Source organism: Pseudomonas idahonensis, from assembly GCF_037903935.1.
GTDB classification, from domain to species: Bacteria; Pseudomonadota; Gammaproteobacteria; order Pseudomonadales; family Pseudomonadaceae; genus Aquipseudomonas; species Aquipseudomonas danubii.
The window spans coordinates 3,224,976-3,237,919 of record NZ_CP149586.1 but is presented as its reverse complement, the minus strand read 5'-3'; the positions used below and the strand labels follow the sequence as shown (position 1 = coordinate 3,237,919).

The 12,944-nt window shown below is 60.5% G+C and carries 8 protein-coding genes; 5 read left to right on the top strand and 3 right to left on the bottom strand.

The window, feature by feature from the left end; translation table 11 throughout:
* Positions 1-246: 246 nt before the first annotated feature.
* Positions 247-1,161: a LysR family transcriptional regulator gene (locus tag WIN67_RS14735; protein WP_102865166.1), complete on the top strand. Its 915-nt coding sequence runs from the start codon at positions 247-249 to the stop codon at positions 1,159-1,161.
* A 234-nt stretch (positions 1,162-1,395) separates the two neighbouring features.
* Here the strand turns inward: WIN67_RS14735 and WIN67_RS14730 are convergent, their stop codons facing one another.
* Both WIN67_RS14730 and WIN67_RS14725 read right to left on the bottom strand, forming a co-directional pair.
* The gene (locus WIN67_RS14730; RefSeq protein WP_339071567.1) at positions 1,396-2,145 is read right to left on the bottom strand and encodes a hypothetical protein; all 750 of its coding nucleotides are present in this window, start codon (positions 2,143-2,145) and stop codon (positions 1,396-1,398) included.
* Between the two features lie 121 nt (positions 2,146-2,266).
* On the bottom strand, positions 2,267-4,393 hold the full coding sequence (locus WIN67_RS14725; RefSeq protein WP_339071566.1) for a TonB-dependent siderophore receptor: 2,127 nt from the start codon (positions 4,391-4,393) through the stop codon (positions 2,267-2,269).
* A gap of 299 nt (positions 4,394-4,692) precedes the next feature.
* Here WIN67_RS14725 and WIN67_RS14720 point away from each other — a divergent pair, with 299 nt between their 5' ends.
* From WIN67_RS14720 to WIN67_RS14710, 3 genes are all read left to right on the top strand, one after another.
* Positions 4,693-5,583 (top strand): amidohydrolase family protein, encoded by an 891-nt coding sequence (locus tag WIN67_RS14720; protein ID WP_102879582.1) that lies wholly within the window; start codon positions 4,693-4,695, stop codon positions 5,581-5,583.
* Between the two features lie 47 nt (positions 5,584-5,630).
* The gene (locus tag WIN67_RS14715; RefSeq protein ID WP_047304692.1) at positions 5,631-6,860 is read left to right on the top strand and encodes an MFS transporter; all 1,230 of its coding nucleotides are present in this window, start codon (positions 5,631-5,633) and stop codon (positions 6,858-6,860) included.
* Positions 6,861-6,958: 98 nt separating this feature from the next.
* Positions 6,959-8,569 (top strand): amidohydrolase family protein, encoded by a 1,611-nt coding sequence (locus WIN67_RS14710; protein WP_102879584.1) that lies wholly within the window; start codon positions 6,959-6,961, stop codon positions 8,567-8,569.
* A 104-nt stretch (positions 8,570-8,673) separates the two neighbouring features.
* On the opposite strand, the gene WIN67_RS14705 is transcribed toward WIN67_RS14710, so the two are convergent.
* Positions 8,674-11,733 (bottom strand): D-2-hydroxyglutarate dehydrogenase YdiJ, encoded by a 3,060-nt coding sequence (locus tag WIN67_RS14705; RefSeq protein ID WP_339071563.1) that lies wholly within the window; start codon positions 11,731-11,733, stop codon positions 8,674-8,676.
* A 159-nt stretch (positions 11,734-11,892) separates the two neighbouring features.
* On the opposite strand from WIN67_RS14705, the gene WIN67_RS14700 reads away from it, so the two are divergent.
* Entirely contained in the window at positions 11,893-12,786 is an 894-nt protein-coding gene (locus WIN67_RS14700; RefSeq protein ID WP_110651576.1) for a LysR substrate-binding domain-containing protein, read from the top strand.
* The last annotated feature ends 158 nt before the right edge of the window (positions 12,787-12,944 follow it).

Sequence of the window (12,944 nt, the reverse complement as noted above, 5' to 3'; positions counted from 1 at the left end):
CTAATGCCGCGAACTTTATCCGGGCTTTGAAAGCAAGACTATCAGTGCCTATTAATAGTCGACATGTCTGTCATTGATTCCGTGCCCTTGAAAATCGGGGCGAACAGCGTGCCGGGCCGCAGCCTGAGCACAAACAAACAACATTTAGCCGATGCAGAGTACCAGCCTTTACCCGTAAGATTCACGCCGGCCATTGTTCCGATATGGCCGCTCCCGTCAAGTTCGCTGACTCTGCCAGGACTCCAGATGAATCGTAATGACCTGCGTCGTGTCGACCTGAATCTATTGATTGTGTTCGAGACACTGATGCACGAACGCAGTGTGACTCGCGCCGCCGAGAAGCTGTTTCTCGGTCAGCCAGCCATCAGTGCCGCGCTGTCGCGGCTGCGCAACTTGTTCGACGACCCGCTATTTGTACGCACCGGCCGCAGCATGGAGCCGTCGGCCCGGGCCGTGGAAATCTTCGCCCTGCTCTCACCGGCCCTGGACTCGATCTCCACCGCCGTCAGCCGCGCCGCCGAGTTCGACCCGGCCACCAGCACCACAGTGTTCCGCATTGGCCTGTCCGACGACGCGGAGTTTGCCCTCCTGCCGATGCTGCTCAAGCGCCTGCGCGCCGAAGCCCCGGGCATCGTACTGGTGGTGCGCCGGGCCAACTACCTGTTGATGCCGTCGCTGCTGGCCTCCGGTGAAATCTCCATCGGCGTCAGCTACACCGCCGACCTGCCGGCCAACGCCAAGCGCAAAGTCCTGCGCCGCAGCCTGCCCAAACTGCTGCGTGCCGACACCGTTCCGGGCGCCCTGAGCCTGGACGACTTCTGCGCCCGCCCTCACGCCCTGGTGTCGTTCGCCGGGGACCTGAGCGGCTTTATCGATGAAGAACTGGAGAAGCTCGGACGCAAGCGCCATGTGGTACTCGCCGTGCCGCAATTCAACGGTCTGAGCACCCTGCTGGCCGGCACCGACATCCTTGCCACCGTGCCCGACTACACCGCCGAAGCGCTCACCGCCGCCGGCGGCGTACGCGCCGAAGACCCGCCCCTGCCGGTGCGCAGCTTCGAGCTGCACATGGCCTGGCGCGGCTCCCAGGACAACGACCCGGGAGAGCGCTGGTTGCGTTCGCGGATTCAGATGTTTTTTGGGGATCCGGATAGCCTTTGAGATCGACCAGTGTCGCCTTCAACATCCACCGATTATTGGATGAGTGTTGCAATCCAAGGTAGTGGCGCCAGGGTTGTAGGCGCTGATGAAGAATTGACCCATCTGCCGAAAAACCGCTGACCCAAGCAGCCTTCAAGGCTAAGGCCGTCTGTGCGCGGTATCTACCTATCCATGTTGGGGCAGTCTTGCCCTCAGCAGGCGGGGCAATTGCGCATCAATGCCAACACTCGGCCCTCATGCAGAGAAGGCGGCGAGCACATCGCTGGCAATCAGCTCTTTTCTGGCGTTGCACTGATCGTCGCCAGTCATGCGCCAGACATTCCAGCCGTTTCGCAACTGACGCTCACCGAACCGATTCATCACCGACTCCAGTGCGCTTTGCTTTTGCGCTGGCAAGGCATTCAGTTTTTCCTCACTGAACCCATTGAAGTCAAAAACATCCCTGATGTAGTGAGCATCGACTGCATTTCGAGTGGACGCTGCCCATTTGCCGACCTGGTTACGCCCCTCCCACATCAAAGGGTGCAACTCGTCCGGGGTGTAAAAGCCCAAGCCGAACCCGGTTCCGTAACCCTGGCTTTCCTGATAGGCATACAGATATTCAAAGAGCTCGGCAAAGTCCTCCAGACGCCAGAACGATTCGATCAGTTGCTCGAGACTCATGACCTCGTCTGCGACGCTCAAGAGCAAGCCATTGTCGTGCAGGAAAACGGCACTGACATGACAGTTCATCGATTCGTCGCATTCATCCTTTGACCAGATTCGCTCGGAATAAAGCGTTACTCCTGCGGAATCGGGAGCCAGCAAGTTCTTTTGATGATTTTTCTCAGAGAACTTGACGACTTTCCCGGCATTGTTACCGAAGCGTTCAATAGCCACTCCCAACTGCCCAAACCATTCCCTTAAAGAGACGCTGACGGCAGGCAGTTGTGCCAAACCCTCCTTTTTCAGATGGGCGACAAGGAAATTGTACGGTCGACTCATTTCGAGGCTCTCTTGGTTTTGGACTTGCTGTGTATCACCGGCACAAGGTCCCATTGCAAACAGGCACGATTACCATCGTGTCAGCGGAACAAGCTCGACCCGTGCCAGCAAAACACACCCACTACAAGGTGTAGGCGATGCCGACCTGCAGCGTTCGCGGAGCCCCCGGATAAGCATAAACGTTGCCGAACGCGCCCTCTTCATAATCACGGTCAAACAGGTTTTTCAGATCCAGATTCAGCCGCACCTTGTCATTGACCTTGTAGAAACCGAGCAAATCGACAACGGTGTAGCTGCCCATCGAAAACCCGGTATTGGCGGTTTGCCCGGCGCGCTCGTCGACGTACTTGAGTCCGCTCCCCAGGCCCAGGCCCTTGAGCATGCCGTCCTGGAACTCGTACATATTCAGCAGGCTGAAGCTGTTTTTCGGGATGTTCAGCAGCCGCGTGCCAGAGCGCAATACGTTGTCCTTGGTGACTTCGGCATCGACATAGGCGTAGCCGCCGATCACGCGCCATTCGGGTGTCAGGTTGCCGGCAACGTTGACATCGAAACCACGGCTTCGCACTTCACCGGCGGCCACGCTGAAGGTCGAGTCAACAGGGTCGGTGGTCAAGACGTTGCGCTTTTCGATCTGATAGATCGCCGCGTCGACACTCAACTGCTGATCCAGTGCTTCCCACTTGAGACCCATTTCATAAGACTTGCCCTTCTCCGGCGCAAACCCGCCGCCGAGCCGGCTGGCGCCGGTGTTGGGCTTGAACGAGCGAGCGGTATCGGCGTAGAGCGCCAAGGTCTCGGTCAAGTCGTAGCTCACGCCAATGCGCGGTGTGACCGCGTTGTCACTGGCCTGCCAACTCTTGCCGCCGGGTACATAGGTTTCATAGTCATGTTCGAAGCGTTCGAAACGCGCCCCTGCCAGCACTTTCAGTTTGTCGGTCAGGGCCACTTGATCCTGCACGAACGCGGCATAAGTCTTGAGGTTTTCCTTGTCATGAGTCGGCGTGCGGGTCAGGGCCGGACGCGGCTGGCCGTACAGCGGATCGAAGAGGTCGATGGGGTACGCACCGACAGCACCACTGGAGCGTTGAATGATCGACTGGTAGTCGTAGTCTTCGTATTCGATACCGGTGAGCAAAGTGTGCTGCAAACCGGCGGTATCGAAATGGCCGGTCAGGTTGAGCTGGGCATCCCGGTCGGTCCATTCCAGCTTGCGATAGTTGAAGTTGCGCCCCAAGGTGCGGCCGTCAGCGGCAATACCGTTGGCCTCGACCGCGTTGCCCTTGAGCGAACCATCGAGCCACTGCACACCACCCCCCAGGGTCCAGTCGTCATTGAGCAGGTGTTCGAAGCGCAGTTGCGCCATGTTGTTGTCGTTGTGCAGTTTGCCAACGTCTTTTTCACCGAAAAAACTGTCGCGAGAAGCGCTGCCAATCTGCTTCGCGTAACGGGTAACGCCTCGATCCAGAGGCGCGTTGTTACGCATGAAATCGCCTTCGAAAATCAGCCTGGTCGCGTCGCTTACCTGCCAGCTGAGCACCGGCGTGACACCGTAGCGCTCGGTGTCGACATGATCGCGGAAGGTGTCGCCCCCCTCGCCCACGACGTTCAGTCGATAGGCCAGGCGCCCGTCTTCGTCGAGCGGCCCGGAAGCGTCCAACGTGCCGCGCCTCATGCCCTGGTCGTTCAGTTGACTGCCCAGGGTGACCGTGCGCTCGGGCAACGGCTGTTTGGAAACCACGTTGAAAGTACCGCCAGGATCACCCCGGCCATAAAGCATGGTTGCCGGGCCGCGCAGCACTTCAAGGCGTTCAATGGTGTTGGCATCCGGCATGTTCGGATAGCCGCGATTGATGGGAAAACCGTTGCGGTAAAACTCGCCGGTGGTGAAGCCACGGACGGTAAACGTGGTCAGCCCCTGCCCACCAAAATTGTTCGCCCGCCCCACGCCCCCGGCGTAGTCCAGCGCGTCCTGCAAACGCGTGGCTCCAAGATCCTCCACCGCATCCTTGGCGACCACACTGATCGACTGCGGGGTTTCATGGATCGAGGTATCGGTCCGCGTGGCGCTGGCCGAGCGCGTTGCGCGATAACCCTGCACCGGACCATCTGCCCTTTCGTAAGTCTCGGTGCCGATGACATCGGCCGTGCCCAACTCAAGGGTTGAGGGCTTTACCTGCGCTTGTTCAGCCCATGAGGTAGACGACAACGCTTGCAGCACACAAATGGAAAGCAGGGTTCGGCGCATGGAGAGAAAAAACCTTTACGAATAGGCCAATACAAGGGGTGAAACCGCCAAAAAACTCCGGCGCATGCTATACAAAACCATTCGCAATTAATACAAATTCCCATTAGCACCCAAGACCGCTATTCCCCCCCTAGCCATCACCGAAGCGCGTCGCGCGAAATCCCCACCTGCATCCATTGACAAGGCCAGGGCAAAAATTCAACATGCCATCACTTGTTGGACAACCTACAACCAACAACCAACAAGTACCGCTCTGCAACCGCCAAGGCGTGCGAAGAGCTGTCGAGGAGATGAAATCCATGCCTCACCCCAAATCCGCCACAGCGTGGCCGCCCTCCTGTGCCGCCCCGAGAGAAACGATCCAAGCCCCGAGCTTCGTGCTGCCGACAGGTGCATGCGACACCCATGCGCATGTGATCTGTGCTGATTTTGAGCGCTATCCCCTGGTACCCGAGCGCAGTTACACCCCGCCTCCCGCACCTGAGGCGCTGTATCTGGACATGTTGCGGGCCACGGGGATGCAGCGCGGGGTTCTGGTGCAGCCGAGCGTCTACGGCACCGATAACCGCTACATGCTCGAGGTGTTGCAACGTCATCACGATCGACTGAGGGGCGTCGCGGTAGTCGACGAACGAATCGGCGATGACGAACTGGCGCACATGCATGCCTTGGGTGTGCGTGGAGTTCGCATCAACGTGCTGTTTCGCGGCGGCGTGAATCTGGACTTGATGGAGCGTCTTGCCCATCGAGTTGCCGACCTTGGCTGGCATCTGCAGTTTTTGATTGATGTCCGGCTGTTAAGCGAGCTGCAGGCACGGATAGCCAGGCTGCCCTGCCCCGTGGTGATCGATCACTTCGGACACTTCCCGGCCCGCCTGGGCGTCAAGGAGCCGGGGTTCGAGTTGCTGCTGAGAAACGTGGCGGAACACGGTTGGTGGGTCAAGTTGTCGGGCGCTTATCGCCTGAGTGAGCGGCATCCGGACTATGCCGATACGGATGCGCTGGCCCATGCCTTGCTGGGCGTCGCCCCCGAACGAATGGTTTGGGGCAGCGACTGGCCCCACGTAGCGCTCGAAAGCACGCCCGACACCGGTTCATTACTGGATCGCTTGCGCTCATGGGCGCCCGATGAACGCCAACGACAGAGCATCCTGGTCGATAACCCCGCCGTTCTGTACGACTTCAAATAACAAAAACAATAACCCAGCGGCACTAAGGTGCTGCACGGAGAACAATAATGAGCTGGTTTAGCGAACTTAATACCGTTGAAAAACGCACCTTCTATTCCGCATTGGGTGGCTGGGCGCTGGACGCCCTGGACTTCATGGTGTTCACCTTCGTCATCGCCTCCTTGATGACCCTCTGGCACATCGACAAGGGATCAGTGGGACTGCTGAGCACCGTGACCTTGCTGTTTTCGTCCATTGGCGGATGGGGAGCGGGGATCCTGGCTGACCGCTACGGTCGGGTGCGGCTGCTGCAGATCAGCATTCTGTGGTTCTCGATCTGCACCGTACTGATCGGCTTCGCGCAAAACTTCGAACAGCTGTTTGTCCTTCGTGCGCTGCAAGGCCTCGGGTTCGGCGGCGAGTGGGCAGTGGGCTCGGTGCTGATCGGCGAAATGGTCCGAGCGGAACATCGCGGCAAGGCCGTGGGTATCGTGCAGAGCGGATGGGCCATTGGCTGGGGCGCGGCCGCGCTGCTCTACACAGTGGCCTTCAGCTACCTTCCCGAAGACCTTGCCTGGCGCTCGCTGTTCTGGATCGGCATCGCACCTGCACTCCTGGTGCTCTACATTCGTAAATACGTGCCAGAACCCGAGGTGTTCCTGCAGAGCAAAAAGCACCAGAGCGAAACAGGCAACAGGGTGGCCTTCTGGCACATCTTCTCCCCCTCGCTGCTGCGCACCACCCTGTTGTCCGCGCTGCTGTGCATGGGGGTACAAGGTGGCTACTACGCGATCACCACCTGGTTGCCGGCCTATCTGAAGCTGGAGAAGGGCCTGTCAGTCTTCGGCACCGGCAGCTACCTGCTGGTGGTCATCCTGGGTTCATTCTTCGGCTATGTGTGCGGTGCCTACCTGTCTGACCGGCTGGGGCGCCGCGCCAACTTCATCCTCTTCGCCGTCCTGTCGGCCATCAGCGTGATCTGCTACATGCAACTGAACCTGACCAATACCCAGATGCTGATTCTCGGTTTTCCCTTGGGGTTCGCCGCATCCGGTATCTACAGCGGCATGGGGGCCTTTCTGACAGAACTTTATCCTTCGGCAGTGAGGGCCAACGGCCAGGCGTTCTCCTATAACTTCGGGCGCGCGGTGGGCGCACTGTTCCCGGGACTCGTCGGTTTCATCAGTGCCCAATACAGCCTGGGCACCGCGATTGCGATGTTCGCCGGAGGTGCCTACTGCCTGGTCCTGGTGGTGACCTGCTTCCTCCCGGAAACCAGGGGCAAGCAATTGCACTGAACCAGACATCATTTGTTAGAGTAACGCCCGCGTATCGTTCGTTACGCGGGCGTTCTACGTTTCAAGCTTTTGAAACCGACATTCGATGACTGAGAAAAATGACTATAAAAGCAATTGGCCGACGTGATCACTTCTCGGTTGAGATCTTTCGTTATCTGGAAAGTGAAATACGTGAAGGTCGACTCCGTCCCGGTGATCGCATCCCCACCGAAAGCCGCTTAGCCGAAGCCTTCGCCGTTAGCCGAAATGTCGTGCGTGAAGCCGTGGCGCGGCTCAGTTCGGCTGGCCTCGTCATCAGTCGCCAAGGGCTTGGGGTGTTTGTTGCCACCGAAGCCAACCAGAGCAGCTTCCGCATCACTCAAGAGGAACTGACCGACAGCACCAAGCTGCGCCAGCTCTACGAACTGCGCCTGGACCTCGAAGTCGCCGCAGCCGCCATGGCCGCCCGACGTCGCTCACTCAATCAGTTGAACAAGATCGCGGCGGCGCTGGACACCCTGCGCGACGGCCTGCAAAACCCTCAGGACATGCTGGAGCACAGCCTGCAGTTCAAGCGCGCCATTGCCGACGCCACAGGCAATGACTACTTTCGCAACTTCATCATCTTTCTCTGCAGCCACGTCTACGAAGCGGCCTTGCTGGAAAACCGCCTGGTGCGTTCGAGTGACCTCGGCGAAACCCTGCTGGCCGAACATCAGGCGATCTTTGACGCGATCAAGCTCGGCGACCCCGACCTCGCCAGGCGCGCCACCTGGCAACAGATCATCAACTCCGCCGAGCGCAATGGGTTGCGGGGATTGCAAGGCTGGGAAATCACTCGCATGAGTTCGCTGGGCGAAACCTACGCCCCGCAATGCGCAGGCCCGGATCCCGAGCCGCGCAAACTGCAACGCACCTTGCCGGATGGGGCATGCGACTGCCACTTCCACGTCTTTGGTGACGAGCATGGGCAACCGTTCTCCCCTCACCGTTCCTACACGCCGCCCCCCGCTCCCCTGGAGGCCTTTGAGCACGTCCAGAAAACCCTGGGGTTGAGTCGCGCAGTCATCGTCCAACCCAGTGTCTACGGGGCGGACAACAGCACCACCCTGGCGGCGCTGAAGCAAGGGGGCAGCGCATTGCGCGGGGTTGTGGTGATCGATACCGACACCGATAGCCAAACCCTGCAGGCGATGCATCGCCTCGGGGTTCGCGGCGTGCGCGTCAACCTGATCTTCAAAAGTGGCGTCGAGGTATCGGATGTTGCGGCCCTGGCGGAAAAAGTCGCACCCCTTGGCTGGCACCTCCAGTTGCTGATCGATATCACCGAATTCGCCGACTTGTACGAAACCGTGGCCAGCCTGCCGGTGCCAGTCGTCATCGACCACATGGGGCACATGCCCACCAGTTGCGGGCTGAACCACCCGGGATTCACCGACCTGCTGCGCCTGCTGCAAGAAGGCAGGGTGTGGGTCAAGCTTTCCGGCGCCTATCGCTTTACCGCGTCGAAGGACTTTCCTTACGACGACGTAACGCCCTACGCCCGGGCGTTGATCGAAGCCAATCCGAACCGGCTGCTGTGGGCAAGCGATTGGCCACATCCGTGCATACCGGTGCCGATGCCCAACGACGCCAGCCTGCTGGAGATGCTGTTCGACTGGGTTGAAAACGATGACGCGCTGATCAAGCAGATCCTGGTGGACAACCCGGCACAGCTCTACGGCTTCTGAAGACGCCCAGCGAGCTGGCCACGCCAGTGCTCAACGAAAACATGAGCACCAGTCCACGCCGATACCCAGCCGCGGCGTGTCAAACCGCCCCATGCCCGCGCCGCTCAGCCGCCTGAGGCTTGGTCGGCGCCGCGCATCAGCTTCAGCAGGGCCTGGAGCGGGTGCTGGACGGTCTGTCCGTCCTTGCGCTTGACCTGGCTGCGGCACGAGTAGCCATCCGCCAGCAGGCGCCCGGCCCCATTGAGACGGGCCACCAAGGGGCCCCAGGACTGGCGGTAAATGACCTCCGAGGTCCCGGCGTTCTGGGTTTCGTGGCCGTAGGTTCCGGACATCCCACAGCAGCCGCTGGCTTGCACCTGCAACTTCAGGCCGACTCGGGCGAAGATCGTCTGCCACAGCGCCACGCTGCCCGGCTCGTTGGTTTTCTCGGTGCAGTGCGGCACAAAGTGGTAAGTCTCCTGGCCCGCGCCCAGCGCTGACGGCGCCAGTACCTGGGCCAGCCATTCCTGCGGCAGCAGCACGCTCGGGGCCTGATCCTGACCCAGGGTCTTGGCGTACTCCTGCCGATAAACCAGGGTCATCGCCGGATCAAGACCCACCAATGGAATCTGATAGCGGTGCAGCTGGCGCAGCGATCGGCCGTTGCAATGCGCAGCCTTTGCGAAGGCTCTCAAAAAGCCCTGGACCTGCAGGGGCTTGCCATTGGCCGCGAACGGCGCGATGTACACCTCAAACCCCAGCCTGGAAATCAGTTCGATCCAATCGGCCAGCAGCGGTGTTTCGAAGTAACGGGTAAAGGCGTCCTGCACGAGAATCACGCTGCGCGCCCGTTGCGCCTCGTCCATCCCCTCAAGCAGCGCAGGCGACGCCACGCGCACGTTCCACCGCCGGCACACCTCATCAAAATCCAGCAGGCTCAGCAGCGGACTGTCGATCATTCCGGCCACCCGCCGCAGAAACGCCCCCACCATCCGCGAGCCGATGATCCCGTTGTACAAACGCGGCACGCGGGCGAAGTGGGGAATGGTGTACTCAAGGGAACCGATGAGGTAATCCTTCAACGGGCGCAGATAGCGACTGTGGTACAGCTGCAAAAACCGCGAGCGAAAGTCCGGCACATTGACTTTCACCGGGCACTGCCCCGCACAGGACTTGCAGGCGAGGCACCCGGCCATCGCCTCGTAGACCTCGTGGGAAAAGTCTTTCTGGCCCAGCTTCCGTGCAAGCGTATTGAGCGCACGCCTGGGCAGGCCGAGCAGCGCGGACCTGGACGAGAGAGCCACTTCCAGCACATCGACACCTTGCTGGCCCTGCAAGCGCAGCCACTCACGCACCAGCGACGCGCGCCCCTTGGGCGAGTGCAGTCTATTGCGGGTGCCTTTCCAGGACGGACACATGGCGTCATCGGGGTCGAAGTTGTAGCAGGCGCCGTTGCCGTTGCAATGCACCGCGGCGTCGTAGTGCGACCAGACCCGCTCATCGATGGTGCGATCAAGCTCGCCCCGCAACCGGACCTCATCCACCCGGGTCAACCGGGCGTCGGGCAGCGTCTTGGGCGTGGCGATCTTGCCCGGATTGAGTTGGTTGTTCGGATCAAAAGCCGCCTTGAGTTCCTGCAGGGCCGGATAGAGTTCGCCGAAGTAGTCGGGCACGTATTGCGACCGCAAGCCTTTGCCATGCTCGCCCCAGAGCAAGCCGCCGTGCTTGTGCGTGAGCTCGGCGACGGCGTCGGAAATGGGCCGGATCAGGGCCGCCTGAGCGGGGTCTTTCATGTCCAGGATCGGCCGCACATGCAGGACCCCGGCGTCCACGTGACCGAACATGCCATATTCCAGGCCATGGCTATCGAGCAGCTCGCGGAACTGCGCAATGAAATCAGCCAGGTGCTCGGGAGGAACGGCGGTATCTTCGACGAACGGCTGGGGCCGGGCGGAGCCTTTGACATTGCCCAACAGCCCCACGGCCCGCTTGCGCATCGCGTAGACCCGCTGCACTGCCTGGGCGCCGACGGCCAGGGTGTGCCCCAATCGCACGACGCGGGTGTCACGCTGCAGGTGCAGGACAAATTCATCCACGCGCTGCAGCAAGGCCGCCTCGTCGTCGCCGCTGAATTCAACCAGGTTGATGCCCAGGGTCGGCACCTCGGGGTCTTGGGGAAAGTACTCGGCGACGCCGTGCCAGACGATGTCGTTCATCGCCAACCCGAGGACCTTGGAGTCCACCGTCTCGATGGACAGCGGCTTGAGCTGCATCAACGCCTTGGCGTCGCGCAACGCATCCATGAAGCCTGCATACCGCACATTGACCAGGATCGAGTACCGGGGGACAGGCAGCACATTGAGCGTGGCTTCCACAATGAAACCCAGCGAGCCTTCGGAGCCGCACAGGACACTGTTCAGATTGAGTCGCTCGTTGGGCTCCTGCAGATGCGCCAGGTCGTAGCCCGTCAGGCAACGGTTCAGCTTGGGAAAGGTGTGTTCGATCAGCTCGGCGTATTGCTCCACGATCTGCGATGCACAGCGATGGATCGCGCCAACCTTGTCTTCGCGACGGGCCTGTGCCTGCCACTGATCAGGCTCCAGGGGCGCACTGTCGAGCCGCTCGCCACCGATGAGAATGGTCGACAGCGCCAGGACATGATCACGGGTCTTGCCATAGGTGCAGCTGCCCTGGCCGCTTGCGTCGGTGTTGATCATGCCGCCGATGGTGGCCCGATTCGACGTCGACAGCTCCGGCGCAAAAAACAGTCCATGGGGTTTCAACGCCGCGTTGAGCTGGTCTTTGACCACGCCGCTTTGCACCCGCACCCAGCGCTCCTCGACGTTGATTTCAAGGATGCCGTTCATGTGGCGCGACAGGTCGACCACGATCCCGCTGGTCAACGATTGACCATTGGTGCCGGTTCCTCCGCCCCGCGGCGTGAGTACCACCGAGCTGAATGGCGCCAGCGCCACGAGGCGGGCCAACAGCTGAACATCCTGCACATTGCGCGGAAACACCGCGGCTTGCGGCAGGCGCTGATAGATCGAGTTGTCGGTCGCCAGCACGGTCCTGAGCCCATGATCGCGAGCGATTTCTCCCTGGAAACCTTCCTGTTCCAGGCGAGCCAGGAACAACTCGCAGGCTGGGTTTTTGACTTCATGGGGAGACAACCGGGCAATCATGCTGGAATTCCTACTGGCGATACCGCTAATCTGAGCATTCTCGTTATGTATGCTTACCCCCCGACAGCTGCTGCATGGCAAGGGGCGCACCCACGATTTTGTGGGGCCAAGACGTTTCACACAAACGTAAAACCTGCAGCTTTTGCATGAGCTTTATGAATGAACCCACGCCGACTGACCCCTTCAATGTCCCTGCTGGTCGCTTTCGAGGCCGCCGCCCGCCATTGCAGCTTCACCAAAGCCGCGGACGAACTGGCCCTGACCCAAAGCGCGGTCAGCCGGCAAGTGCAGGCCCTGGAATCGCAGCTGGAGATCTCGCTGTTCAAGCGCGAGGGCAGAAAAATCGAACTCACCGCCGCCGGCGCCCTGTACCAGCATGAGCTCAGCGCCGCATTGGGGCGCATTCGCAGCGCCACCCTGCAGACCATTGCCTTCAAGGAAGAAGATGGCCCGTTGAACCTGGCGGTGCTTCCGACGTTCGGCTCAAAATGGCTGCTGCCGAAAATGCATGAGTTCTATGCCCGTCATCCCAGGAACCTGGTGCATATCCATTCAAGGATCATTCACGCCGACAACCCCTCCAGCGTGGGCGACATGCAGGCCATCATCTGCGCGGGGAAAGGGGACTGGCCGGGCTACGTATCGCACCTGCTGCTGCGAGAAAAACTGATCGTCATCGCCAGCCCCAAGGCCCTGGCAGGCAACCCCGAGCTATCGCTGGACGAGCTCCCCCATCATTTGCTGCTCAATGTGGTGTCTCGCCCCAACGGCTGGTCTGATTGGTTCGACTTCAACAACCTGGATCACCAGAAAATGCGCACGGGCCCCAGCTTCGAGCTCACGGCCCACCTGATCCAGGCGGTGGCCGCAGGCATAGGTATCGGGCTGGTTCCCGATATCCTGGTGCAGGAGGAAATCGAGTCTGGAGCCGTGGTCAAGCTGTTCGACCCCATGGAAAGCGGCCGCAACTATTACCTGACCTGTGCCGCGCGCTACCAGCACTTTCCGGCGTTCAAGACCTTCAGCGCCTGGTTGCTGTCCCTCCCCTCCTGAGGCGCCCGCTGCAAGCATCATCCTGCTGCGGGCTCGGCAGCAGAAATGGCCGAGCGCTCCGTTCAACACATCACCAGCGCATGATCATCGGCAGCAGCGGACGCAGATCCCGGCGCTGACCGCTCCCGAACCGATGCCGACATCCATAGCGCTGACAG

Bases quoted from the DNA above. Each gene is read 5' to 3' on its own strand.
- WIN67_RS14700 (WP_110651576.1), top strand. From the start codon at position 11,893: ATGAACCCACGCCGACTGACCCCTTCAATGTCCCTGCTGGTCGCTTTC.
- WIN67_RS14720 (WP_102879582.1), top strand. From the start codon at position 4,693: ATGCCTCACCCCAAATCCGCCACAGCGTGGCCGCCCTCCTGTGCCGCC.
- WIN67_RS14725 (WP_339071566.1), bottom strand. From the start codon at position 4,393: ATGCGCCGAACCCTGCTTTCCATTTGTGTGCTGCAAGCGTTGTCGTCT.
- WIN67_RS14735 (WP_102865166.1), top strand. From the start codon at position 247: ATGAATCGTAATGACCTGCGTCGTGTCGACCTGAATCTATTGATTGTG.
- WIN67_RS14710 (WP_102879584.1), top strand. From the start codon at position 6,959: ATGACTATAAAAGCAATTGGCCGACGTGATCACTTCTCGGTTGAGATC.
- WIN67_RS14705 (WP_339071563.1), bottom strand. From the start codon at position 11,733: ATGATTGCCCGGTTGTCTCCCCATGAAGTCAAAAACCCAGCCTGCGAG.
- WIN67_RS14715 (WP_047304692.1), top strand. From the start codon at position 5,631: ATGAGCTGGTTTAGCGAACTTAATACCGTTGAAAAACGCACCTTCTAT.
- WIN67_RS14730 (WP_339071567.1), bottom strand. From the start codon at position 2,145: ATGAGTCGACCGTACAATTTCCTTGTCGCCCATCTGAAAAAGGAGGGT.